At 69.5% G+C, this 24,682-nt stretch carries 21 protein-coding genes; 10 read left to right on the plus strand and 11 right to left on the minus strand.

The window, feature by feature from the left end:
* The first annotated feature begins 106 nt into the window (after positions 1 to 106).
* Complete coding sequence (gene ahbB, locus NNJEOMEG_RS04270; RefSeq protein WP_173081635.1) at positions 107 to 586, plus strand: siroheme decarboxylase subunit beta; 480 nt, start codon at positions 107 to 109, stop codon at positions 584 to 586.
* A gap of 73 nt (positions 587 to 659) precedes the next feature.
* Here ahbB and NNJEOMEG_RS04275 read toward each other — a convergent pair whose 3' ends face one another.
* From NNJEOMEG_RS04275 to NNJEOMEG_RS04320, 10 genes are all read right to left on the minus strand, one after another.
* Positions 660 to 851: a hypothetical protein gene (locus tag NNJEOMEG_RS04275; protein ID WP_173081636.1), complete on the minus strand. Its 192-nt coding sequence runs from the start codon at positions 849 to 851 to the stop codon at positions 660 to 662.
* A 269-nt stretch (positions 852 to 1,120) separates the two neighbouring features.
* Positions 1,121 to 1,615, minus strand: coding sequence for a chemotaxis protein CheW (locus tag NNJEOMEG_RS04280; RefSeq protein WP_173081637.1), 495 nt, complete (start codon positions 1,613 to 1,615; stop codon positions 1,121 to 1,123).
* Positions 1,616 to 1,630: 15 nt separating this feature from the next.
* Positions 1,631 to 3,670 (minus strand): HAMP domain-containing methyl-accepting chemotaxis protein, encoded by a 2,040-nt coding sequence (locus NNJEOMEG_RS04285; RefSeq protein ID WP_173081638.1) that lies wholly within the window; start codon positions 3,668 to 3,670, stop codon positions 1,631 to 1,633.
* A 368-nt stretch (positions 3,671 to 4,038) separates the two neighbouring features.
* Positions 4,039 to 5,103 carry a tetraacyldisaccharide 4'-kinase gene (locus tag NNJEOMEG_RS04290; RefSeq protein ID WP_173081639.1) on the minus strand — a complete coding sequence of 355 codons (1,065 nt, stop codon included), beginning with the start codon at positions 5,101 to 5,103 and terminating at the stop codon, positions 4,039 to 4,041.
* 46 nt (positions 5,104 to 5,149) lie between these two features.
* Entirely contained in the window at positions 5,150 to 5,854 is a 705-nt protein-coding gene (locus NNJEOMEG_RS04295; RefSeq protein ID WP_173081640.1) for a Bax inhibitor-1/YccA family protein, read from the minus strand.
* A 75-nt stretch (positions 5,855 to 5,929) separates the two neighbouring features.
* Positions 5,930 to 6,502, minus strand: coding sequence for a PAS domain-containing protein (locus tag NNJEOMEG_RS04300; protein ID WP_173081641.1), 573 nt, complete (start codon positions 6,500 to 6,502; stop codon positions 5,930 to 5,932).
* A gap of 32 nt (positions 6,503 to 6,534) precedes the next feature.
* The gene (locus tag NNJEOMEG_RS04305) at positions 6,535 to 7,461 is read right to left on the minus strand and encodes a phosphotransferase enzyme family protein (RefSeq protein ID WP_173081643.1); all 927 of its coding nucleotides are present in this window, start codon (positions 7,459 to 7,461) and stop codon (positions 6,535 to 6,537) included.
* Between the two features lie 24 nt (positions 7,462 to 7,485).
* Positions 7,486 to 9,051, minus strand: a complete 1,566-nt coding sequence (locus tag NNJEOMEG_RS04310) for a glycosyltransferase family protein (RefSeq protein WP_173081645.1) — start codon at positions 9,049 to 9,051, stop codon at positions 7,486 to 7,488.
* A 26-nt stretch (positions 9,052 to 9,077) separates the two neighbouring features.
* A complete protein-coding gene (acs, locus tag NNJEOMEG_RS04315; RefSeq protein WP_173081647.1) occupies positions 9,078 to 11,006 on the minus strand; it encodes an acetate--CoA ligase in 1,929 nt (642 codons plus the stop codon).
* Positions 11,007 to 11,063: 57 nt separating this feature from the next.
* Positions 11,064 to 11,936 carry a LytR/AlgR family response regulator transcription factor gene (locus NNJEOMEG_RS04320; protein WP_173081649.1) on the minus strand — a complete coding sequence of 291 codons (873 nt, stop codon included), beginning with the start codon at positions 11,934 to 11,936 and terminating at the stop codon, positions 11,064 to 11,066.
* Positions 11,937 to 12,069: 133 nt separating this feature from the next.
* Between NNJEOMEG_RS04320 and NNJEOMEG_RS04325 the strand changes: the two genes are divergently transcribed.
* On the plus strand, positions 12,070 to 12,447 hold the full coding sequence (locus NNJEOMEG_RS04325) for a hypothetical protein (RefSeq protein WP_173081651.1): 378 nt from the start codon (positions 12,070 to 12,072) through the stop codon (positions 12,445 to 12,447).
* A 42-nt stretch (positions 12,448 to 12,489) separates the two neighbouring features.
* Here the strand turns inward: NNJEOMEG_RS04325 and NNJEOMEG_RS04330 are convergent, their stop codons facing one another.
* Positions 12,490 to 13,572 (minus strand): AbrB family transcriptional regulator, encoded by a 1,083-nt coding sequence (locus tag NNJEOMEG_RS04330; RefSeq protein WP_173081653.1) that lies wholly within the window; start codon positions 13,570 to 13,572, stop codon positions 12,490 to 12,492.
* 287 nt (positions 13,573 to 13,859) lie between these two features.
* On the opposite strand from NNJEOMEG_RS04330, the gene NNJEOMEG_RS04335 reads away from it, so the two are divergent.
* From NNJEOMEG_RS04335 to NNJEOMEG_RS04370, 8 genes are all read left to right on the plus strand, one after another.
* On the plus strand, positions 13,860 to 14,144 hold the full coding sequence (locus NNJEOMEG_RS04335; protein ID WP_173081655.1) for a hypothetical protein: 285 nt from the start codon (positions 13,860 to 13,862) through the stop codon (positions 14,142 to 14,144).
* A gap of 296 nt (positions 14,145 to 14,440) precedes the next feature.
* A complete protein-coding gene (locus NNJEOMEG_RS04340) occupies positions 14,441 to 14,734 on the plus strand; it encodes a DUF485 domain-containing protein (RefSeq protein WP_173081657.1) in 294 nt (97 codons plus the stop codon).
* Positions 14,735 to 14,737: 3 nt separating this feature from the next.
* Positions 14,738 to 16,285, plus strand: a complete 1,548-nt coding sequence (locus NNJEOMEG_RS04345; protein ID WP_173081659.1) for a sodium:solute symporter family transporter — start codon at positions 14,738 to 14,740, stop codon at positions 16,283 to 16,285.
* Positions 16,282 to 17,685, plus strand: coding sequence for a putative nucleotidyltransferase substrate binding domain-containing protein (locus tag NNJEOMEG_RS04350; protein ID WP_173081661.1), 1,404 nt, complete (start codon positions 16,282 to 16,284; stop codon positions 17,683 to 17,685). The genes NNJEOMEG_RS04345 and NNJEOMEG_RS04350 overlap by 4 nt, the downstream gene beginning before the upstream one ends.
* A complete protein-coding gene (locus NNJEOMEG_RS04355; protein WP_173081663.1) occupies positions 17,682 to 19,355 on the plus strand; it encodes a DUF294 nucleotidyltransferase-like domain-containing protein in 1,674 nt (557 codons plus the stop codon). Before NNJEOMEG_RS04350 ends, NNJEOMEG_RS04355 begins: the two co-directional genes overlap by 4 nt.
* Positions 19,352 to 20,041 carry a 3'-5' exonuclease gene (locus NNJEOMEG_RS04360; protein ID WP_173081665.1) on the plus strand — a complete coding sequence of 230 codons (690 nt, stop codon included), beginning with the start codon at positions 19,352 to 19,354 and terminating at the stop codon, positions 20,039 to 20,041. Before NNJEOMEG_RS04355 ends, NNJEOMEG_RS04360 begins: the two co-directional genes overlap by 4 nt.
* Positions 20,042 to 20,142: 101 nt before the next feature.
* Positions 20,143 to 22,125, plus strand: coding sequence for an acetate--CoA ligase (acs, locus tag NNJEOMEG_RS04365; protein WP_173081667.1), 1,983 nt, complete (start codon positions 20,143 to 20,145; stop codon positions 22,123 to 22,125).
* Between the two features lie 150 nt (positions 22,126 to 22,275).
* A complete protein-coding gene (locus NNJEOMEG_RS04370) occupies positions 22,276 to 24,159 on the plus strand; it encodes a methyl-accepting chemotaxis protein (RefSeq protein ID WP_173081669.1) in 1,884 nt (627 codons plus the stop codon).
* Positions 24,160 to 24,682: the final 523 nt, after the last annotated feature.

Below are 24,682 nucleotides of genomic sequence, written 5' to 3' on the forward strand. Positions count from 1 at the left end.
GTCTCCTCGATGGCGCGGGCCAACGCCCCCGCGTCTGGGCAATTGCATCTACCATACGAACCCGGTAGAGAGAAAGGGCATCCCACGCCCCGTCCCAGGAGGTTTCATGTCCCAGGCCAAAGAGTTCAGCGAGGTGGAACGGCGCATTCTGTCCATCGTGCAGGGCGACCTGCCCGATGGCCCCGAGCCCTTCGCCGAGGTGGCGCGCATGGCCGGCGCATCCCTGGAGCAGGTGCTGGACCTGATCCGGGGCATGAAGGAGCGCGGCGAGATTCGCCGCTTCGGGGCCACCCTGCGCCACCAGAAGGCGGGCTACGGCTCCAACGCCATGGTGGCCTGGTTCGTGGACCCGGAAGACATGGAGCGCATGGGGGCCTTCTTCGCGGCCCGCCCCGAAATCTCCCACTGCTACCACCGCGTGAACTGCATGGACTGGCCCTACAACCTCTACACCATGGTGCACGCCAAGAGCCGTCAGGCCTGCGACGAAACCGTGGCCGAACTGGCCAGGCTCTCGGGCCTTGACGAATACGACGTGCTGGAAAGCCGCAGGGAGTTCAAGAAGACGAGCATGCGCTACTTCTAGCGCCACACGCCCTCCGAACAAAACAAAGCCCCCTTCCGGGGGCTTTTTCCTTTTCCGGGCGTTGCGCCGCGCCTCAGGCCACGCGGTTGGACACCAGGCCCTTGAACACTTCCAGGATGAGCAGGTTGATCTTGGTGGGCGCGTTGATGAAGGCGTCCACCTCGGCGACGCGTTGCGCCGCCTTGTCAATGGCGTATTCCCGGATGAGCTGGTTGACCAGCAGGGAATCGGGAATCTGGGCTGGGCTGGTCGGTGATGCGGACATGCGCGCCTCGCTGACGTTGTCGGCGCTCCGGGGCGGAGCGTCCTGGTAGGATCATCGGCCGCCGGGGGGCCATTCTTTAGCCCCCGGCGGGAACTTCGCGCTCACGGGCCGCGATCCGCCGGACCCGGCGGCCGTAAGGCCCCCGCCGCGCGGCGCGCCCGGGAGCAACCACGCCACGCCTGGAGGGCCGGGACCTCCCGGCGCGAGGCGCACGTGCCCGTGCGTCGCCCGCGCCTGGGCGCGTGCCGGACGGTTCGCCGCCGTGCGGCTCAGGCCGCGTCCTGGGAGTCTCCCCCGGCAGCGGCACCGATGTGCGTCAGCTCCGCCTCGGTGAACACCTTGTCGATGTCCAGGATGATGATGAACTCCTCCTGGTGCTTGCCGATGCCCTGGATGAAATCGGCCTTGATGGACGTGCCCATGCGGGGCGCGGGCTCGATGTCCTTGGGCTCGATGTCCATCACTTCCTTCACCGAGTCGGCCAGCGCGCCGAGGACCGTCTCCTCGCCGCCCAGGGAGACCTCCACGATGATGATGCAGGTGTTCACGGTGCGCGTGGTCTCGGCCATGCCGAACTTCAGGCGCACGTCCACCACGGGCACGGCGCGCCCGCGCAGGTTGATCACGCCCCGGATGTACTCCGGGGTGCGGGGCACCTTGGTGATGGTGGTGTACTCCAGGACCTCGCGCACGCTGGCGATGTCCAGGGCGAAGACTTCCTCGCCCAGGGTGAACGTCAGGTACTGGTTGGTGCTTTCGCTCACGGTCCGCTCCCCTGGCTAGAATTTCTCGAAGTCGTCGTCGTGGTCGCCCGCGCCCAGATCGAGGGTGACGCCCTTGCCGGGCTTGCGGACGGCGGGCTTGGACGCGGCCTTGCGCGGCGCTGGGACGGCATGTCCGCTGGGCAGGGCGCGGGGGGCCTGGCGGCGCAGGGAGGAACCGCCCCGGAGCTTGAAGAAGCTCACGGTGGAGAGCAGCTGTTCGGCCTGGCTGGAGAGCTCCTCCGAGGTGGAGGCCATCTCCTCGGAGGCCGAGGCGTTCTGCTGGATCACCTGGTCGAGCTGCTGCACGGCCTTGTTGATCTGGTCGGCCCCGGCGTTCTGCTCGCGCGAGGCGGCCGCGATCTCCTGCACCAGCTCGGCGGTCTTCTTGATGTCGGGCACGATGGCCGAGAGCATGCTGCCGGCCTTTTCGGCCACGGCCACGGACTCGCTGGAAAGCGCGGAGATCTCCGAGGCGGCATGGCCGGAGCGTTCGGCCAGCTTGCGCACCTCGGCGGCCACCACCGCAAAGCCCTTGCCGTGCTCCCCGGCGCGGGCGGCCTCGATGGCGGCGTTGAGGGCCAGCAGGTTGGTCTGGCGGGCGATCTCCTCGATGATGGAGATCTTCTCGGCGATGGACTTCATGGCCCCCACGGTCTGGGAAACGGCCTGGCCGCCCTCTTCGGCGTCCTTGGCGGCCTTGAGGGCCATGGCCTCGGTCTGCACGGCGTTGTCGGCGTTCTGCTGGATGTTGGAAGCCATCTGCTCCATGGAGGAGGAGACCTCCTCCACGCTGGCGGCCTGCTCCGAAGCGCCCTGGGAGAGCGACTCGGAGGTGGCCGAGAGCTCCTGCGAGCCCGAGGCCACGTTGTTGGCCCCTTCCACCACCTCGGCCATCACGTCGTTGAGCCTGCGGGTCATCTCGCGCAGGGCGTCGGCCAGCTGGCCGATCTCGTCCTTCTGGTTCACGTCGAGGTCCAGGGTCATGTCGCCCTCGGACATCTTCTGGGCGAAGGCCACGCCCTTGATCACCGGGCCGGTGATGCCCCTGGTGATGAGCAAGGCCGTGATCACGCCCAGGATGAGGGCCGCCACCAGGCCCACGGCCATGACGGTGGTGGCGCTGGCGAGGCTCTGGGAGGCCTCCCTGGTGGATTCCTCGATGGCCTTCACGCCGTAGAGGGAGGTGGTCTCGGCGGCCTTGGTGACGATACCGGCGGCCTCGTTGCGCTTCTTGCCCAGGTCGTCCATGACCTGCCACAGCTTCAGGTAGTTCTGGATGCCCTCCTTGTAGGCATCCGCGGCGCGGCGCATCTCCGCCAGCTGGCGCAGGTTCACTTCCTGCCGGGTGATGGCGCGGATGGCCTGCTCCTTGGAGGCGATGGCGTCGAAAAGCTTCATGGAATTCTGGATGGACTTCACGTCGCGAAAGAACATGCCGCGCAGGGTGGTCATGCGCAGGTCGAAGATGACCTCGATGATGTCCCCGGCCATGTCGATTTTGTCGGCGCGGTCCTTGACTTTGGCGGAGTCCGCGTTCGGTTGGGAGAGCAGCTCGGCCAAGACTTTTTGCTGGCTTTCACGGTAGTCCGAGGCGTTTTTGAGGAAGGTCGCAGCGGCCTGGGTCATGGTCGCCAGGGTGGCGTCCATGCCCTTGTCGGTATCGCGGGACTGCTGCCCGAGCTTCTTGTAGTCGGCCAGCGCGGCAGTGGCGCCTTCCGCATTTTCCTTGAGCCTCGCGAGCCCGGGATACTTCTGAGCCAAATCCTTGGCCTGGACCAGGGATTTCTCCGTATCCGCGATGGCCTTCACCGCCTCATCCCAATAGGAGTCAATGCCCGAAAGCGCGTAGCTGCGCATGGCAAGCATGGTCTGCAGGGCGTTGCGCTCCACGTTGTTGGCCACGGCCACTTCGGGCGCGATCTCCTGGGCCAGCCGGTCCGCCTGCTTGCCCACGCTCATCATGTTGACCATGGCCATGCCGCCCAGCAGGGCCGCGATGAGGATGAGTACGCCGAACCCCAGGCCGATCTTCATTCCGAGCTTCAAGTTGCGCATGCTGGCTCCCTCTGGGAAGAGTTCTTACGAATGATTCTTAATTATTGTCATTGATTGCGGACCTTACTGATATCCAAAAGCCCCGTACAGGTCCAGCGAAAGCGCAAAAGCGTCGCTTCGTCACGAAAATATGTCTGCTGGGGTACAATCCGGACTTCCCGGTGGACAACCTGCTGAAAACAATCGCCGCACGAGCGGCCGACGACGGGCTCAAACAGCGAAAGGGAAATACAGGCCCCTGCAACCCGCAGGGAAACCATTGGTCGTGGGATGTTGTCATGGCCTTTCGCCAGGGCTGACCGCAGGATGCAGCACCGCGCCGGGAGAGCGCGCGCCACGGCGACCGTGCGCCCGCCCCGGGAGCCCCCTCAGGCCCCGGCCAGGGAGCGCCAGAGGCCCTCCCACCAGGGGCCGAAGCGTTCGCCCCCGAGGAGGCAGGGGCCAAGCACCACGTCGGGGTCGAAGGTCCACAGCTCGCGGCCGGGCACCTCGCCCATGCGCAGGGCGGCTTCGGGGGTGGCCAGCACGTGGGGGCAGCGCATGCGCGCGGCCTCGGCGGCCACCTGGGCAAGATCCTGTTTCGTGAAGCGGTGGGAGGCGGGAAAGGTGACGCTCATGCGCGGGGGCAGGCCCAGGAAGGCCTGCGCCGCCTTGGCGGCCACCTCCTGGTTGGACTGCGCGGCCACCAGCACGTAGGGTTCGCCGCCCAGGTTCTCGGCGTGGAGCCCGTCGGAGCGGCGCAGACGCCAGATGCCCGGATGCACGGTGAACACCGGACGTCCCAGGTGTCCGAGCCGACGCTCGGCCAGGGGCCTGCGCAGGGCGAATTCGTCGGGCCAGGCGTGCAGGATGAAGCAGGAGGCCCTGCCCAGGGCGTGCGCGCCCTCGGCCCAGTCTCCGGCGGGAAACACGCGGTTCCAGCCCTTGTCCAGGTCGCGCGGGCCGAGAAGCACGATGTCGGCGTCGCGGCGCAGCTCCGGGCGCGAGAACATGCCGTGGAGCAGGAAGAGGTCCGGCTTTACGGCGTTCCAGGCGGACTTGCCCGCGCGGGCGGGCTTGTCGTCCACCAGGATCACGGCCTCCGGGCGGTAGCGGGCCAGCAGGGCGGCCTCGGCCCCACACTCGGCCGGGGGCGTGTCGGGCTTCACGGAAAGCGGCATGTGCTGGGGCGAGCCCTCGCCCGGCCCGGCCAGGAGCACGGGCGTGAGCCCCCGGGCGGCGGCCCATCCCAGGAGCCAGGCGCTCACGAGCACCTTGCCCCTGGCCTCGGGGTCGATGCCGCAGACGCCCACGGCGGGGGCCGGGGGCTTCCAGGAGGGGAGCGGCCCCTTCTCGTGCAGGGCGCGTCGCAGGCGCGCGGCCAGGGACGCCGCCGCCCCGGCGGGGGTGAAGAGAGGGCGCAGGCGCTGCTGCCAGGCGTGGAGTTCTTGCATGGGGAAAGGGGCCGGGGAGGCTCTCGCCGCCCCGGCCGGGACGGTTCTAGTCGCGGTTGCCGCCGAAGAGGCGCAGCATGATCAGGAACAGGTTGATGAAGTCCAGGTAGAGGGTCAGCGCGCCCAGGATGGAGCCCCGGCGCAGGGCGGCCTGGTCGCCCATGGGGGCGGCCTCGCCCATGTCCTTGAGGCGCTGGGTGTCGTAGGCGGTGAGGCCGGTGAAGATGAGCACGCCCACGCAGTCGATGATGAAGCTCATCATGGAGCTCTTCAGGAAGATGTTCACCACCATGGCCAGCAGCATGCCGATGAGGCCCATGAAGAGGAAGCTGCCCAGGGAGGTGAGGTCGCGCTTGGTGACCATGCCGTAGAGGCTCATGGCCAGGAACATGCCCGCGCTCACGGCGAAGGCCGAGGCGATGGTGGTGGCCGTGTAGGCGATGAAGACGCCCGAGAGCGTGAGCCCGTTGAGCCCGCTGTAGGCCAGGAACATGCCCGTGGCCGTGCCCGGGGCCAGGGTGGCGATGCGCGCCGAGAGGAACATCACCAGGCCCAGCTCGGCCAGCACCAGGACGATCAGGGCCACGGGATTGAACACCAGCTGGAGCATGGCGGGGCTCGACGCCACGGCCACCGCCACCACGGCGGTAAGCCCCAGGCCAGCGGCCATCCAACCGTAGACGCCGCGCATGAAGGCGCTGAGCGCCTGGGCGCGGGACATGGTCTGCTGGGCGTTGTAGGCGTTGTACATCGTCGTTCTCCTTCTAAATTGATCCAATGGATAGGAGCATATATAGCACAAGGTCCGCCGCTGGCAAGTGCCGGGTCATCCCGGCCGGGCCGAACGCGACTCCTCCAGGCAGTGTCGCAGCGCGGCGCGCAGGCGTTCGACCTCCTGACGGGCCTGGGCAAGCTCCGTCACGTCGAAGTGCTGCACCACCACGGAATTCACGCTGCCGTCGGGCCCGAACACGGGATGGAGCACCGTCTCCAGGGTGTAGGTGACGTCGGGGGCGTCCATGTGCAGGTGGGAGGCGTTGAACTCGTAGGCCGCCATGCGCACGGTCTCGCCCTTGAGGGCGCTGTCGAAGCACTCGGGCACGCCCAGCATGATCAGGCCCGGCTCGGTGTAGATGCAGAAGTCCGGCGAGGGAGACTCCTTCCCGGCCACGGCCTGGGCGACCTTGTTGGCGCGCAGCACCTTGCCCTGGTGGTCCAGCCAGATTTGCATCACGGGGGAGTTGTCGAAGATGCCCTGGAAGGCGTCGCGCTCGGCCTCCACCAGGGCGCGCACCCGGCGGCTGGCCAGGGCCGCCGCTTCCAGGGCCGCAACCTTGCGGCGCAGCTGAAGGGCTTCTTCCTGCCAGTCCCCGGAGCCGGGAGCGTCGTGGGTCGTCATGGTGCCATCATGCCGCCGTTGGCGACCCGAGGTCAAGGGGCGGCGACCATGCGCGCGGCCAGATGGTCCATGTAGTCCAGTTCGTCGGACAGCATGGGGGCGTCCGCCTTGCGCAGCCACTCCGAGAGCCAGCCCAGGCGCGAGGCCAGCACGGCCGCGTCCAGCCAGGGCGCAAGGGAGAGCTCCAGGAGATCGCTCCCGCGCAGTTCCCGGGCGAAAGCCTCGACGAAAGGCGCGCTGCGGTCTCCCCGGGCCTCCAGGAGCACGCAGCCCAGACAGTTGGCCGCGTCGTCCAGCGCGGGGCGCGCCCCGGCGAACTCCCAGTCGATGACCCCCAGGGGGCCGTCCGCCCCCCAGACCACGTTGAGGGGGTGAAGGTCGCCGTGGGCCAGGGCGCGAGGCAGCCCGGGCCAGGCCTCCAGATAGGGCGACAAGGCCTTGAGCACGGGGCCCAGGCGCGCGTGGACGCCCGGGCGGTGCTGCGCCAGGCGCGCGGAGAGCGCGCGGGCGTATTCGGGCAGGTCCAGGGCGAAGAGTCCGCCGGGCAGGGCCAGCCCAAGGGAGGCGCGACGCAGCCGCGCCAGCCAGCGGGCCAGTTCCCGGGCGGGGCCTGGGCGCTCCAGATAGCCGGGGCGCTCCGGTTCCCGCCCCGTGACGAAGGGCGAGAGCTGCCACAGCCCGGCCCAGTCGCGCAGCACGTGGCCGCCCCCCGGGACCCTGCGGTAGGGGGCCAGACGGTCCAGGCCCCGCGCCTCCAGGGCCTCCAGGAGGCGTCCCAGGGCCTCGCGCCGGGCGGCCTGGGCCGGACCGATGCGCTCCAGGAGCCAGAGCGCGCCCGAGGCGTCCTCCACCACCTGGCGGCGCAGGCAGCGCTCCGGGCTGCCGGGCACGGGGAGGTCCTGCCGGGCGCGGGCGAAGTCCACGCCGAAGGAGGAGAGGAGATCGTGGTAGGGCGTCATGGCGTGTTTCCGGGCCGACGCGGCTCAGGAGAAGGTCCTCTTGAAGGCTTTCACCGCCCTGGCGGCGTAGGCGTAGTCGTAGCTGGCCAGGGCGAGTTCGATGGAAAGGGCGATCTGGGCGTCCGTGGCCACGCCCGAGAGCACGGCGTCCTTGATCCAGCCCAGGGCCTGCGTCGCGACGCCCGCGGCCCTGGTGCAGGCGATCACGGCGTCCAGCGCCTCGGGCGTCTTCAGGGTGGCGTAGGCCATGGCGGCGTATTCCAGGGCGCTGTCGGGGTAGCGCTCCTCGTAGGGCTTCTGGAAGCCCAGGTCGCAGACGTCCTTGCGTTTGAAAAGCGCCGCATAGCCCAGCATGCACACGTGGTAGCGCACGTCCCGACCGGCGGCCAGGGCGGCCAGATGGCGGGCGCACACGCCCTTGTCCAGCCGCGCCGCCTCCAGGCGGGAGGCCAGGGAGGCCAGACGACGCGCGTCGCCTGCTCCCCGCGCCAAGTGCAGCAGGAGGGTGAGCGTGGCGTCAAGGCCGGTCTCGGAGGGTTCTCCGGCGGCCTCCTCCAGGCAGGCGAGCCCGGCCTCCTCGCGCCCGGTGCGCAGCAGGATCAGACCCAGGGCGTGCAGCGCCCGGGGGCGCACACCCCCCGGGGCGGCCGCTGCGTCGTGCAGCAGCTGAAGGGCCTCGTCGATGCGGCCTCCATGGCGCACGGCCTGGGCGTATCGGCCCCGGCCCTCGCCCAGGAGCCTCTCCGGCAGGGAGACCATGGGGGCCGCGCGGCCCTCGGCCAGGTGGTCGAGGACGGTGCGCGCCCGACAGGCGCTCGTGTGGCGCAGCCTGCATTCTTCCTGGCCGTTCCGGGCGATGTGGGCGTGGCCCTCCGCGTCCTGGGCGACGCGCTCGACCAGCCCCGCGACGTCGGCCGGGGAATAGCCCAGGTAGTGCGTTCCCTCCTGGAAGTGCTGGCGCACCCCGTAGCCCTGGCGCTCCGAGAGCAGGAGCGAGCCCGAGGCCAGGGCATGGAGGAAACGCAGGTTCAGGCCGGGGAAGAAGTTCTCGTTGAGCACCATGCGCGAGGCCGCGAAGAGGTCCAGCATGGCGGCCTGGGGGATGTCGCTGACCACGTTGAGGGGAAAGCGCGCCTGCAGGTGCGCGATGAGGTTGGCGCGCTTCTCGCGGTGTTCGGTCAGACGCCCCACGAAGGTGATGAGGTGTTCCTTGGCCGCCGGGGGGCGGAAGTCCCCTTCCGAGACGCACAGGGGGAGCCAGCGGGCCTGCACGCCCTCGCTCCGGAAACGGGAGACGGAAAAGAGCTGGTCCACGTAGACCAGCGCGAACAGCTTGCAGAGCGGTGCGAGCCAGAAGGCGCCAAGGGGCGCGTCGATGCACCAGGCCGCCAGCCTGTGGCGGCTCTCGCCGAGACCTTTGGGGATTTCGGTCCGGCCGTAGAATTCGAGAAACACCACGTCGGGCTTGACGCCGGCTTCCTCCACGATCTCGTCGAGCGTGCGCCCGGAGTCCAGCCTGATGGGCGCGACCTCGCAGCCCAGCCGCTCGAAGCCTTCGCGGAGGAACCAGCCGGAGTAGGCTATGCGCATGATCCCGCCCGACGGAGGACTCCCCCCTACTCCTCTTCCAGACTCGACAGGTCCCCCGGGGCGGCCCCGGTCTCTTCCGCTTTCAGCAGCCTGCGAAGGATCTTGCCGCTCTTGGTGTGGGGCAGCTGCTCGCGGAAGGCGATGGCCCGGATGGAGACGAAGGGGCCGAGTTCGCGCTTCACGTGGGCCTTGAGGGCCATGATCAGCTCGTCCTCGGAGTCGTAGTCCTTGTTCCAGCCCTCGGCGCGCACCACGAAGCACTTGGCCGCCTCGCCCTTGATGGAGTCCGGCACGCCGATCACCGCCGCCTCCACCACCGACTTGTGCGCCGTGAGCGCCGCCTCCACCTCGGCCGGGCCGATGCGGTGCCCCCCGATGTTGAGCACGTCGTCCGCGCGGCCCTGGAACCAGAAGTAGCCGTCCTCGTCCTTGCGGGCCACGTCTCCCGCGAAATACACGCCCGGGATCTTCTCCCAATAGGCCTGGCGGTACCCCTGGTCGTCGTTCCAGAGGGTGCGGGCCATGGCGGGCCAGGGCTTGCGTATCACCACGAAGCCGCCCTTGTCGTGTCCGGCGGGGTTGCCGTGGCGGTCCACCACGTCCACCTCCACGCCCGGCAGGGGCCGACCGGCCGACCCGGGCTTCAGAAGCGAGATGGGCAGGGGCGACACCATGAACATGCCCGTCTCGGTCTGCCACCACGTGTCCAGCAGCGGGCACTCGCTGCGCCCGATGTACTTGTGGAACCACACCCACGGCTCGGGGCCGATGGGCTCGCCCACGCTGCCCAGCAGGCGCAGGGTGGAGAGGTCGTGCTTGCGGGGGTACTGCGAGCCGTAGCGCATGAGCATGCGGATGAGCGTGGGCGTGGTGTAGAGGATGGTCACGCCGTAGCGGGCCACGATGGCCCAGAGCCGGTCGGCCTGGGGGTAGAGGGGGTGGCCCTCGTAGAGCACCACGGTGGTGCCCGCCATGAGCGGCCCGAAGACCACGTAGCTGTGCCCGGTGATCCAGCCCGGATCGGCGGTGCAGAGGTAGAGGTCGGTGGGTTTGACGTCCATCACCCAGCGGTAGGTGGCGTGCACGCCCACCATGTAGCCGCCGTGGGTGTGCAAAAGGCCCTTGGGCTTGCCGGTGGCCCCGGAGGTGTAGAGCAAAAAGAGCGGATCCTCGGCGTCCATCACCTCGGTGGGGGCCTGGGGGCTCTCCTGGCGGATCAGGTCTTCGTAGCGCAGGTCGCGGGGCTCCACCATGTCGGTTTCCACCCCGGCGCGGTGCACCACGATCACGGACTCGGCGCAGTCGGCGTCCTCCCCGAAGAGGGCCTCGTCCACCACGGACTTCAGGTTGATCACGCGGCCGTTGCGGTAGAAGCCGTCGGCCGTGACGATGATCTTGGGGCGGCAGCTCTCGATGCGCTCGCGCAGGGAGCGGGCCGAGTAGCCCGCGAACACCAGGGTCTGCACCGCGCCGATCTTGGCGGCGGCCAGCATGGTGATCACGGTTTCGGGCAGGGGCGGCAGATAGATGAGGATGCGGTCGCCCTTCTGGACGCCCAGGCCGCGCAGGGCGTTGGCCAGGCGGCAGACCTCGCGGTAGAGTTCGTAGTAGGTGTATTTGCGGCACTCGCCGGACTCGCCCTCCCAGATGACGGCGAGCTTGTTCTTGTTCACGGTGAGGATGTGCCGGTCCAGGGCGTTGTGCACCAGGTTGCACTTGCCGCCGGAGAACCACTTGTAGAAGGGGGGGTTGGAGTCGTCGAGCACCTGGTCCCACTTGGCGAACCAGTCCATCTCGGCGGCGCGTTCCTCCCAGAAGAGGCGGTAGTCCTGCCGGGCCAGGGTCTGGGCGGCCTTGAGCTCGGCCTGGCCCATGTTGGCCTCGCGCACCACCTGGGGCTGGGGCCGGAAGACCCGTTCCTCCCGGAGCAGGCTATCGACGAGGCCGGTTTCCATGGGGGTCTCCTGGGGCGGCGTTGGCGGCGGACGCGGGGAAGGCGGGGGGACGAAGGGTCATAGGCCGAGCACCTGCTTGAGTTCTCCGATCCTGCGGCGGCTGATGGGCAGCTCGATGCGCGTTTTGCCCTGGGTGCGCAGCATGAACTGCCCGCCCGGGAGGCTGGCGATCTCCGTGACGGCCTCCAGGTTCACCAGGAATTTGCGGTGCACGCGGAAGAAGCCGTGGGGTCCCAGGCGCTCCTCCAGGTTCTTGAGCCGGTAGGAGGTGAGGTATTTCTGCTGCACGGTGTGCACGAAGGAGTAGTCCTCGTAGGCCTCCACGAAGAGGATCTGGGGATAGGGCAGCAGGAGCGTGCGGCCGTCCAGGGTGATGGGCAGCTTCTCGATGTCCACGGGGCGCTTCTTCTGGGTGAGGTCCCATGCCTGCTTGAGGGCGGAGATGAACTGTCCTTCCTCCTCCTCCTCGATGGGCAGCGAGAGGGTTTGCTGGTCGTCCTGGGCGCGGGCGCTGCGCTCCTCCACCCAGGCCCCGGCGGGCTGCACCTGCTTGAAGCCCGGGGAGAGCGCGCCCAGGCGGGCCAGGGTCATGTCCAGGCGCTGGGGGAGCGCCGGCCAGACGAGATAGTCGGCCGCGCCCAGCTCGAAGGCCTTGCAGGCCTGGGATTCGTCGGCGGCCACGAAGACCAGGGCCGGGCGTTCGCGCCTTCCGGCGAGCATCTGGGCCAGCTCCATGCCGGAGGTGGGTCCGGGCAGGTCGGGGCTTACGAAGAACACCCCGTAGGGGATGGCTTCGAGCATCTCCAGGGCCTCGAAGGCGGTGGCGGCCTCGCCCAGCACGCGCAGCGCCTGGGCCCCGGCCAGCAACTGGCGCAGGCCCGCGCGCACGGCGGGGTCCGAATGGACGATGAGGGTTTTCACCTGGGGCATGGTCCGGGGCTCCGATCTTCCGGGTTAGGTAGCGGGAAACGGACCAGTGGGCAAGGGGCGCTTGCGGCAAGAACGAATCAGGGTCATAGGAGGCGCGAAACGCCCATCCCGCACCCCAACTCCTGGAGGCCCCATGCGCGCCGCCCTCGCCGTCCTGATCGTGGTCCTTCTCGCCTGCACCGCCGCCGTGGCCCGCGAGAACCGCAAGACCCTTCGCTTCGAGCGCGGGGCCGACTCCGCCACCGTGCAAGGCGCGGTGATTCGCGGCGACCGCGACGTGTACGACCTCGGCGCGCGCGCGGGCCAGACCATGGAGGTCTCCGTCACCGCCTTCGAGGACAACGCCGTGTTCCAGGTTTTCGCCCCGGGCGGCAAGCCCCTGCCCGGCGCGGACGAAGGCGACGACGCCAAGGCCTGGAAGGGCGCGCTCCCCGCCTCGGGGACCTACCGCATCGTGGTGGGCGGCACGCGCGGCAACGCCGAGTACGCCCTCACGGTGAGCATCCGTTAGCAGCCTGTTACAAATCGCCGCCGGACGAGGAACGATGCGCCTTTACGGGCAGCTGTCGCCCCCGCCCTTGGGCGAGGCCGCCCGGCAGACCAGGCGCGCCACCAGTGGGCCGGCCAGCACCACGGCGAAGAGCCGCAGGGTCTGCACGGCCAGCACGAAGGGCACGTCGGCGCGGCTGCCCACGGCGATCACGGCCACGGAGTCCAGGCCGCCGGGGCTGGTGGCCAGGTAGGCCGTGAGGGGGTCCACGCCCAGCGCGGCGTTCAAAAACCACGACGAGAGGGCGCACAGCCCGATGAGCGCGGCCGTGGCCCCAAGGAGCGCCGGAATGGCCCGCAGGGCGTGGCGCACGGAATCCGGCGTGAAGCGCAGCCCGATGGACCAGCCCAGGCCCGCGTAGGCCACGGCCAAAAGCCACGGCGGCAGGGAGAGGTGCGCGGCCCCCGTGACGTGGAGCGCCGCGGCGGCCGTCATGGGCAGGAGCATGGCCCCGGCCGGGACGCGCAGCCGCCTGCCCAGCCAGCAGCCCCCGCCGATCACCCCCAGCGCGGCCAGCAGCGCGCCGTCCGGGGCCGCGAAGCCGAAATCCAGGAGCGGCGCGGGCTGGAAGGACGACGGCGCGGCCCCGAGCAGCAGCCGCGACACCCCCGAGGCCGTGAGCACCACCACGAAGAGGCGCAGGTACTGGGTGAAGGCCACCAGGCGCACGTCGGCCCCGTATTCGGAGGCCAGGGCGGTCATGGCGGCCGCGCCGCCGGGGGAGAAGCCCCAGGCGGCGGTGTTGGAGGGCAGAAGCCGCCAGCGCTCCAGGGCTGCGGCCACCAGCGCCCCGAAGGCCACCGTGGCGCCAACCACCAGGAGCATGGCCCACCAGGCCTCAAGCGCCGTGGCCAGGATGGAGGCCGTAACCGCCGTGCCCACCTGGCAGCCCACCACGGCCTGGGCCGCCTGGAATCCCCAGCCCGGCACGCGCACGCCCGCGCCGCGCAGCCCGAAGGCCACGGCCGCCAGCATGGGGCCGAGCAGCATGGCCGCCGGAAAGGCGGCCCACTTGAGGGCCAGGGCCAGGGGCAGCGAGACCCCCGCCAGGGCGGTCCATTGCCAGATTGAAGAGCGTGAGGACATGCGGACGGTTCCTGCGGCGCGCCATCGTGCAGGCGCGGCCGGGGACCCCGTTACACCCGGCCCGGCCGGGGGGCAAGGCGCGGCCGCCGGAGCGCGGCCCGGCCCGGGACGAGACCTTCCCCCATTGGGCCGACGGCGCGTGCGCAACGCCTTCCTCCCGCAGCTCTACCTGCTCCTCCCCCTGCCTCTCTTTGCACGGTCTGAACCATTGACAGAACCAGTTATCAATTACAACGGATACCCAATCTTGACATACAGACACCGTGCACTCCAGCCGGATACCTCGAATGTTCAACAAGTTACTGGATGGTGTTGAAAGAGAATTCAAGAAAGACAAAGCACTCTTTCTATTCGAAGCCTTTCAAATCTGCCTGCTCGTCATCTGGATTCTATGGAACCTCATTTTCCTGCCCTCCAGGTGCATGCGCGCCAATCCTGACAACCCGACTGAATCAGGCGCGGAACAGACCGGACGAGCAATTGCCCAAGATCAATCGCCCCTTGCCAACGGCATGATAGACGCCGTGCAACCTTCCTCCAAAGGTCTGGGGCGGTGCCCAATCCCTCGGTGAAGGCCCCGCACCTCCGAACCTGTCCCTTCCGGTTCCGTCTCTTGGGTGCAAACGGCAGCAACCATCCTTCCCTGGCCTGATCCCCCGGCCAACGGCCGCCTTTCCCCGGTGAACGGCCTGCCCGCCCGCCGCTTACCGTTCGCCCCCCGAACCGTTCACCGGCCACGCGCCGACACCCAACCGTTGGCCGAAACACCCCTTTTTTTTCCCCCCGACCCGTATACACCGAAATCGCGGACGCTTTCGAGCGCGCGCCGAGGGCCCATCCGCCAAACCCCAACCGGGAGGTTCACCCCATGCAACCCCACTCCATCGACCAAAACGAGTTCAAAGACCTCGTGCGCAAGAAGTGGTCCGTCTCGCTCTCCATGACCGCCCTGATGCTGGTCATCTACTTCGGCTTCATCCTGCTCCTGGCCTTCAACAAGCACGTCCTGGCCCAGAAGATCGGCGAACACATGACCCTGGGCATCCCCATCGGCCTGGCCGTGATCCTCTCCGCCTGCGTCATGACCGGCCTCTACGTGCGCTGGGCCAACACCAGCTACGACCGCTCCGTGAAATCCATCCTCGACCACATGAAGGGGTAGGCCATGAACCTGTTCACTTCCACCATCGGGCAGCCCAACGCCGTCTCCATCGCCTTCTTTTTCGTGTTCGTGGCCGCCACCCTGGTCATCACCTGGTTCGCGGCCAAGAAGTCCAAGACCGCCTCGGACTTCTACGCCGCCGGGCGCTCCGTCACCGGCTTCCAGAACGGCCTGGCCCTGGCGGGCGACTACATGTCCGCCGCGTCCTTTCTGGGCATCGCGGGCCTGGTGGCCCTCAAGGGCTACGACGGCCTGATCTACTCCATCGGCTTCCTGGTGGGCTGGCCGCTCATCATGTTCCTCATCGCAGAACCCCTGCGCAACCTGGGCAAGTACACCTTCGCCGACGTGGTGGCCTACCGCCTGCGCCAGAAGCCCATCCGCATCGCGGCGGCCTCGGGCTCGCTCATGACCATCTGCTTCTACCTCATCGCCCAGATGGTGGGCTCCGGATCGCTGGTGAACCTCATGTTCGGCCTGCCCTACGAGCTGGCCGTGGCCATCGTGGGCGTGGTGATGATCCTGTACGTGCTCTTCGGCGGCATGCTGGCCACCACCTGGGTGCAGATCATCAAGGCCGTGCTCCTGCTGGGCGGCGCTTCCGTGATGGTGGGCATGGTGCTCGCGAAATTCGGCTTCGACCCCTCCGCCCTCTTCTCCGCCGCCGCCGAGAAGTACGGCCAGAAGATGCTCGAACCCGGCGGCCTGGTCTCCAACCCCTGGGACGCCCTGAGCCTGGGCATCGCGCTCATGTTCGGCACGGCCGGCCTGCCCCACATCCTCATGCGCTTCTACACCGTGCCCGACGCCGAGCAGGCCCGCAAAAGCGTGTTCTACGCCACGGGCTTCATCTCCTACTTCTACATCCTCACCTTCATCATCGGCTTCGGCGCCATGGTGCTGGTGGGCCAGGACGTGATCACCAAGTTCGACAAGGGCGGCAACATGTCGGCCCTGCTCCTGGCCGAAGTGACCGGCGGCACCATGTTCCTGGGCTTCATCGCCGCCGTGGCCTTCGCCACCATCCTGGCCGTGGTGGCCGGGCTCACCCTGGCCGGGGCCGCCAGCTTCTCCCACGACCTCTACGTGAACGTGTTCAAGAACGGCCGCGCCACCGAGGAAGAGGAAGTGAAGATGGCCAAGCGCTCCACCCTGGTGCTGGGCCTGGTGGCCATGGGCCTGGGCATCGCCTTCAAGGGCCAGAACGTGGCCTTCATGGTGGGCCTGGCCTTCGCCATCGCCGCCAGCGGCAACTTCCCGGCCCTGTTGCTCTCCATCCTCTGGCGCGGCATGTCCACCTTCGGGGCCACCGCGGCCATCGTCACGGGTTCGGTGCTTGCGGTGGGGCTCATCATCATCTCCCCCACCGTGTGGGTGAGCGTGCTGGGCTTCAAGCAGGCCATCTTCCCCTGGTCCAACCCGGCGCTCATCTCCATGCCCGCCGCGTTCTTCGCCGGATGGCTGGGCTCCGTGCTCGTGCCCGAGCCCGAGGCCAAGGCCCGCTACGAGGAACAGAAGATCCGCAACTACCTGGGCGTGGGCGTGGAATGAGCAGCGAAGACGGCTTTCTCGGACTCACGGCAGGCAGCCTCCCCGCCCGCCCGCCGGTGTTCGTGGACCCGCAGGCCTCCGTGGTCCAGGCGGCGCGCGCCATGCGCGCCGCCCAGGCCACGGCCTGCCTTGTGGGAACACCCGAGGCCGTGCAGGGCATCCTCACCGAGCGCGACGTGGTGCGCGCCGTGGCCGAGGACGCAGCCCCAGACGCCCCGGCACGGGACTTCATGAGCCGCGAAGTGGTGACCATCTCCGGCCGAGAGCTGGTCAGCGAGGCCTTCCTGGCCATGTTGCGCCACAAGATCCGCCGCCTGGGGCTGACCGGCCCCGACGGCCGCATCACCGGCATCCTGGAGGAGCGCGACCTCCTGGCCGCGCGCTTCGAGAGCCCCGTGGCCCTGGCCGCCGACATCGCCCGGGCCGCCGACGCCTGGGACCTGGCCCGCGCCCACGCCACCCTCACCCGCATGACGCCCCGCTGGCTGGGACAGGGCGCGGGCGTGGACCGCGTGGGGGCCATGGCCGCCGCCGTGCGCGACCAGCTCTTCGCGCGCGCCGCCGTGCTGGCGCTCGAAACCGCCGACCCCGGCCCCATGGCCCTGCTGGCCCTGGGCAGCGAGGGACGCCGCGAGCAGTTCCTGGCCACCGACCAGGACAACGCCCTGGTGCTGGGCGACGGCGCGGACCTGAGCAAGGCCCATGACTACGCCCTGCGCCTCATGGAACTGCTCGACCAGGCCGGGCTGCCTCCCTGCCCCCACGGCGTCACCGCCGACCGCGACGACTGGCGCATGACCCTCCCCCACTGGGAGACCCGCCTGGAGGAGCTGGCCCGCAACCCCGGCCCAGAAGCCGTGCTGGCCCTCTCCATGCTGGCAGACGCCCGTCAGGTGCACGGCAGCCGCGAACTGGCCGCCGGGCTCTCCCGGGCGCTCGCCCAGGCCGTCTCCGGCCACCCCATCGCCCTTCGCGCCATGGCTCGGGAGGCCGTGCGCTTCACCCCGCCCCTCACCATCTTCGGGTCGCTCTCGGTGCAGGACGGCGCGCTGGACATCAAGCGCGGCGGCATCTTCCCCCTCACCCAGGGGGCCAGGGTCCTGGGCCTGGAGTGCGGCGCGCGCGTCACCGGCACGGCCGGACGGCTGGAGGCCGCCGTGCGCGCGGGCTTCCTGGCCGAGGGCACGGCCACCAACCTCTCCCAGGCCCTCGATTTCATGCAGGAGCTGCGCCTGCGCTTCCAGGCCCGGGACCTGGACCGGGGCCGCGAGCCCGGCAACCGGGTTCTCCCGGGCGAACTCACCCCCCTGGAGCGCTCCCGGCTCCAGGAGTGTTTCAAGGCCGTGGCCTCCTTCCAGGAGATGCTGGAAAACCGCTACAAGCTGAAGCTGTTCACATGATCCTCGAAGACGCCGTTGATTTCCTGCGCCAGGCCCCGCCCCTGGCCTTCCTGGAGCCCGAGGCCCTGCGCTCCCTGGCGCGCAAGGCCTCCCTGGAGTTCTACCCGGCCGGCACGGCGGTGCTCGGCCCCGGCGGCGCGGGCGAGGGCTTCGTGCTGGCCGTGCGCAAGGGCCTGCTGGCGGCCGGGAGCGACACCGGTTGCGCCTGCGCCCCGGACCAGGAGCCCACCTGGGGCGAGGGCGAGGTGGCCGGATGGAGCGTTGAGCGCGCCGTGGCCCGCGAGGACGCCGTCTGCATCCTCCTGGAGCCCGCCGCCGTGGCCGACGCCCTGCGGCCCGTGGAGGGCCTTACCGATTTTCTGGAAGACCGCCTTACCGAGCCCGTGCTGGAACTGGGCCTGGAAGGCGTGGCCCGCGAGATACCCCCCTGGGCCGCCTCGCGCAGGCCCCTGGCCGCCCTGCGCGCCGGGGAGGCCGTGCGCCCGGGCGAGCCCGTTGCCTGCGGGGCCACCCTCCGGGAGGCCGCCCGGCTCATGAGCGCCACGGCCCGCGACGCCCTGGTGGTCCTGGGGCCGGAGGGCCGAACCGCCGGGGTGATCACCGACCGCGACTTCCGCGCCCGCGCCGTAGAGCAGGGCCTGCCCCCGGACACCCCCGTGGAGCGGGTCATGTCCAGCCCCGTTATCTCCCTGGACGCCCAGGCCTCCTGTTTCGACGCCCTCATGGCCATGACGCGCCACCACCTGCGCCACGTGGTGGTCATGGCCGGGAGCAAGCCCGCCGGGGTGCTCTCCGCCCAGGACCTGCTCCTGCGCCAGGCGGGCTCGCCCCCGGCCCTGGCCGCGCGCGCGGTCCGGGCCGCCTCCGTGGAGGAGCTTTCGGCCATCGCCCCGCTCCTGGACAAGCTGGCCATGGGGCTCCTGCGCGAGGGCGCGCGGGCCTCGGTGCTGGGTCGCATCGTGGGCGGCCTGCGCGAGACCCTGGCCGCCCGGGCCTGCCAACTGGCCGAAGAGGCCCTGGGGCCGCCCCCCGCGCCCTACGCGCTCATGCTCCTGGGCCGCGCCGCGCGGCGCGAGGGTCCGGCCCTGTGCCCCCTGTGGAACGCCGTGGTGCACCAGGAGGCCCCCGGGGCCTCGGGCTGGTTCGAGCGCCTTGGCAGCTTCCTGGCCGAGGCCCTGGAGCTTATGAACATAGCCCCGGCCCCGGGCGCTCCATCCGCCGCCTCCCGGGAATGGCGCGGCACGCCCCAGGAATGGGACGCCCGCCTGGACCGCTGGGCCCAGAGCCCACCGGAGGACCCGGCCTGCCTCGACCTGCGCCCCGTGCACGGCCAACTCCACCTGGCCGAGGCCCTGCGCGTGCGCCTGGCCGGGCGCATGGTTCTCTCGGGGTCGCCCCCGGCCTCGCGTCCCGGGGCGGGCCTGGCCGAGCGGGTGGCCGACGGCGTGCGCCGCATGGCCTGGCGCACGGGCGTCCCGCGCATCGCCACGGCGGAGCGCGCCCTGGGGCTCCATCGCCTGGACGCCGCGGGCGAGGATCTGGTCTGGGCCGCCGAATACCTTGCGGCCTGGGGCTGGGTGGGCGAGCCCTTGCGGCCCGGCCCCCTGGCCCGGGCCATGGAGCGCATGTGCCGAGCGGCCTGGAAGCGGGCCGGGGAGGTTTCGCGATGATGAAATGGTGGCCCTGGTCCAGCCGCGAGCCGGACACCCCGGCCGGTCGCGCCGGGTTCGTGGTCTTCGACCTGGAGACCGGCGGGCTCGACCCCTCCCGCGACGACATCCTCTCCATCGGGGCCGTGCGCATGACAGGCGGGCGCATCGACGTGGGCGGGGCCTTCCAGGCCCTGGCCCGCCCCACGGCGACGTCCCTGGACGCGGCCGGGGTGCGCGTGCACCAGCTCACCCCGGGCGAACTGGCGGGCGAGCCGCCCCTGGAGGAGGTGCTGCCGCGCTTTCTGCGCTACGCCGGGGACGCGGTGCTCACGGGCTGGCACGTGGAGCTGGACCTGGCCTTCCTGCGCGCGGCCTGCAAGCGCCTGAAGCTGCCCCAGCCCAGGAACCGGGGCCTGGACGTGCTGGGGCTCTACCTGGCCATCCGGGGTTCGCGGGCCTCGCCCGTGCTGGACGAGCTGCCCCTGAAGGACGCCACCCTCTACAGCGTGGCCCGCGCCCTGGGCGTGCCCCCGCGCGGCGCGCACGACGCCCTGGGCGACGCCTACCTCACCGCCCAGGTGCTCCAGCGCTTCCTCTCCATCCTGCGCTCCTCGCGCCAGGGGGAGGAGCTAAGCCTGGACACCGTGCTGCGCCTGGCCGCGCCCAGCTCCAGAAGCCGGGCCTCGCCCCAGCCCGCCTTCTGAGCGCCGCTCACCGCCCCGGTGCGGCCGCTTGCCAATTTGCGCTGGGAATCCGGAGGATTCGTGCTAAGGAACAACCATCCCCTTATTCCAAGGAGCTTTTCATGACCGAGAACATCGAATCCCTGCTCCACGAAAACCGCCTCTTCCAGCCGCCTGCCGGGCCGCGTCAGGCCAAGGCCCATATCAAGAGCCTGGACGAATACCGCGCCGTCTACAAACGCTCCCTGGAAGATCCCGAGGGCTACTGGGGCGACCGCGCCCGCGAACTGATCACCTGGATGAAGCCCTTCGGGAAGGTGCAGGACTGCGACTTCAACGCCGCCACCTTCAAGTGGTTCGCCGACGGACAGCTCAACGCCGCCGCCAACTGCCTGGACCGCCACCTGGACGGCCCCCGCCGCAACAAGGCCGCCATCATCTGGCAGGGCGACCGCGAAGGCGACGTGCAGGTGCTCACCTACCAGATGCTCCACGACGAGGTCTGCAAGTTCGCCAACGTGCTCAAAAGCCTGGGCGTGAAGAAGGGCGACCGCGTGGCCCTCTACGTGGGCATGGTCCCCGAGCTGGCCGTGGCCATGCTGGCCTGCGCACGCCTGGGCGCGCCGCACTCCATCGTCTTCGCGGGCTTCTCCGCCCACTCCCTGCGCGACCGCATCAACGACTGCCAGGCCAAGGTGGTGGTCTGCGGCGACGCCGTGCGCCGCGCGGGCAAGGCCATCCCCCTGAAGGGCAACGTGGACGACGCCCTCAAGGAATGCCCCTGCGTGGAAAAGGTGGTGGTGCACGCCAGCGCCGGAACCCAGATCAACATGGTGGAAGGCCGCGACCTCTGGTGGCACGAGCTCATGGCCAGGCCCGAGATGAAGGCCCCCTGCCCGCCCGAGCCCATGGACTCCGAGGACGTGCTCTTCATCCTCTACACCTCCGGCTCCACCGGCAAGCCCAAGGGCGTCTACCACACCACCGGCGGCTACCTCACCTACGCCGCCCACACCACCCAGCTCGTCTTCGACATCCAGGAGGACGACGTGCACTGGTGCACCGCCGACATCGGCTGGGTCACCGGGCACAGCTACATCGTCTACGGGCCCCTGGCCCTGGGCGCCACGTCGGTGATGTTCGAGGGCGTGCCCACCTGGCCCGGGCCGGACCGCTTCTGGGCCACCGTGGAGAAGTTCAAGGTGAACATCTTCTACACCGCGCCCACCGCCATCCGCGCCCTCATGCGCGAGGGCGTGAAGTGGACCAAAAACCATGATCTCTCGTCGCTGCGCATCCTGGGCTCCGTGGGCGAGCCCATCAACCCCGAGGCCTGGATGTGGTACCACGAACACATCGGCGGCGGAAAACTGCCCATCGTGGACACCTGGTGGCAGACCGAGACCGGCGGGCTCATGATCTCCCCCCTGCCCTACGCCACGCCGCTCAAGCCCGGCTCCGCCAGCCTGCCCCTGCCCGGCATCCTGCCCAAGGTGGTGGACAAGGACGGCAAGGAAGTGGCCCCCGGCGAGGGCGGCTTCCTCATCCAGTCCCGCCCGTGGCCCGGCATGCTGCGCGGCGTCTGGGGCGACCCCGTCCGCTTCAAGAACCAGTACTTCTCCGCCTTCCCCGGGGTCTACGAGACCGGCGACGGCGCGCGCATGGACGCCGACGGCTACGTCTGGATCATGGGCCGCGTGGACGACGTGGTGAACGTCTCCGGCCACCGCATGGGCACCGCCGAGATCGAGTCCGCCCTGGTGGCCCACCCCGACGTTGCCGAGGCCGCCGTGGTGGGCATGCCCCACGACATCAAGGGCCAGGCCATCTACGCCTACGTCACCGTCAAGGAGGGCGTGGAGCCCACCGACGAACTGCTCGCCGCGCTCAAAAAGCACGTGCGCGCGGAAATCGGCCCCATCGCCACGCCCGAGGTGATCCAGTTCGCCCAGGGCCTCCCCAAGACGCGCTCCGGCAAGATCATGCGCCGCATCCTGCGCAAGATCGCCGAGGGTGAGACCTCCACCCTGGGCGACACCTCCACCCTGGCCGATCCCAGCGTGGTCACCGACCTCATAGAGGGCAAGGAGAAGCTCTTCGGATAGTACGACGGACGACTCAAAGCATAGGGCCGCCCACGGGCGGCCCTTTACTTTTCATTCCTTCTCCCTCATACAACGCACTAAGACAGGCGAAAACTGCACCTGCACTCCGCGCATCTGCAGCGGAACAACATCCAATCCTGCGAGCGCATCATGGCCCCGAGCATCCTCCAGCGCCTTGCCGACACCCGGCTAACCATCAAGTTTCTCGCCGTCTCCCTGCTCAGCCTCGCGCTCTTCGCGGCCGCGCTCTTCGGGGTCATCCTGCCAAGGACGGAACGCGAACTCCTGGACGTGCACAAGCACGCGCTCCACTCCCTCGTGGGCTCCGTGGACTCCCTGCTCGCCGAGTACGAACGCCAGGTCAAACAGGGCGAACTCACCCTCGCCGAGGCCCAGAAACGCGCCCTCCAGCGCATCAAGACCCTGCGCTACGGACAGGGCGACTACTTCTGGATACACGACCTCACCGGCCCCGTGCCCAGGATGGTCATGCACCCCACCGTCCCCGCCCTGGACGGTAAAATCCTCGACGACCCCAAGTTCACCTGCGCCACCACCGCCCAGAAAGGACACCCCGGCACGCTGGAACCACTCCCGGCCAAGGCCAACCTCTTCGCCGCCCTCAACCAGGCCGCGCGCGAATCCGGCCAGGGCTTCGTGGTCTACGAATGGCCCAAGCCCATCCAGGGCGGCGGCGTCACCAGCCAACTCTTCCCCAAACTCTCCTACGGCAAGGTCTTCGCGCCCTGGGGCTGGGTGATCGGCTCCGGCGTCTACATCGACGACATCGACTCCACCCTGCGCGCCCTGCGCCTGCTGGGCCTGGCCGTTCTGGCCGCTGTCTTCGTCGTGGCCCTGGCCGCCACCGTCTGGCTCACCCGCGCCTTCGTGGGACGCCAGGTGGACGCCCTCGTCGCCTACGCCGGACGCATCGCCCAGGGCGACCTCCAGGCCGCCCTGCCCCCGGCCGACTTCAAGGCCGAACTGGGCGTGCTCAAAAACGCCCTCACGGCCATGGTAGACCAGTTGCGCCAATCCCTCGCCCTCGCCGAAGACAAGGGGCGCGAGGCCGAAACACAGGCCCGCCTCGCACAAGAACAGACCCGCCTCGCACAGCACGCCCAGGCCCAGGCCGAACAGGCCAAGCGCGAAGGCGAACTCGCCGCGGCGGCAGCCATGACCCAGGCCGCGCAGGGCATCCAGCACGTGGCCGCCGAACTCTCCGCCCTGCTCGACCAGGCCGTCGATGCAACCAACCAGCAACGCCAGGGCGCACTGCGGAACGCCCGCGACGTGGAAACCGTCACCCAGGCCCTCGCCAACGTCACGCAGCTCGCCGAACAGGTCGCGAACCTCGCCAACGACGCCAGCGGCAAGGCCCACTCCGGCTCCGACGTGGTGAAACACTCCTCGCAAGCCATACAGGCCGTCAACCAGCAGGCGCAGGCCCTCTCCCAATCCATGAACCAGCTCGGCGGACAAGCCCAGGCCATCGGCGCGATCCTCACCACCATCGCGGACATCGCCGACCAGACCAACCTCCTGGCCCTCAACGCCGCGATCGAGGCCGCCCGCGCGGGCGACGCCGGACGAGGCTTCGCCGTGGTCGCGGACGAGGTGCGCAAGCTCGCCGAAAAAACCATGACCGCCACCCAGGAAGTCTCCCGCGCCGTCTCCGCCATCCAGGCCGGCGCGCGCGACAACGTCCAACGCATGGACCAGGCCGCCAAAGCCATCGACGACGCCAACACCCTCTCTATCCAGTCCGGCCAGGTCTTCAACGACATCGTGGACATCGTGGGACGCTCCGCCCGGCAGACCTCCACCATCGCCGCCGAATCCGGCGCGCAATCCCAAGCCATGCGCCAACTCGCGGGCGCCATGGACGAAATCTCAAGCCTCGCGGACCACGTGGCCCGCAACGCCTCGGACTCCCTCGACGCCCTCCACCGGCTCGAAAACGAACAGCACACCCTCAACAACGTCATCCGGCGCTTCGACCAGGATTCGGCGGGCAAAGCCCTGCCCCGCTGACGCCGACGCAAGCCGCCCGGCGCGATCAACGCCACGCAAGCATCCCACCGCCGCCCCGACATTGCGAGTGGCGGCAAGCGATGAGGCGGACCCGTCGCGAAAGACGCCTCCGGCGGCCAGGTCGCTGCCTCGCCGGGGGGAGAGCCCCCCCGACCCCGGCGATCGCTTCGCGTCGGCGGGAGGGGCGGCAGGGCCGGGCGGCGAGGCGGTCGGAGAATATGCCTCCGGCGGGCAAGGGCTACGCCCTCTGCACTCCCACTCCGCTTCGCGGGCTTCACCAGCGACGACAGTCTTGTCGGCAAGACCCTTGCGGCTGCGCCGCCTTTCGCGCGGGAATTCGCGCAAAGCCGCGAATCCCCGCGCGGGGGGCCGTGGCGCTTCGCGCCAAATATTCGAGCACGATCCGATTCTTGGATTTTAAAGAATAATTCCTTGTTCATCGTCGCTTGCGACGATGGCAGTCCGCCGGGATAAGCGCTGCTTTGAGCGCGTTCCCGGCGGGTGTCTGCTGCCGTGCGGGCGT

Source organism: Fundidesulfovibrio magnetotacticus, assembly GCF_013019105.1.
GTDB lineage: Bacteria > Desulfobacterota > Desulfovibrionia > Desulfovibrionales > Desulfovibrionaceae > Fundidesulfovibrio > Fundidesulfovibrio magnetotacticus.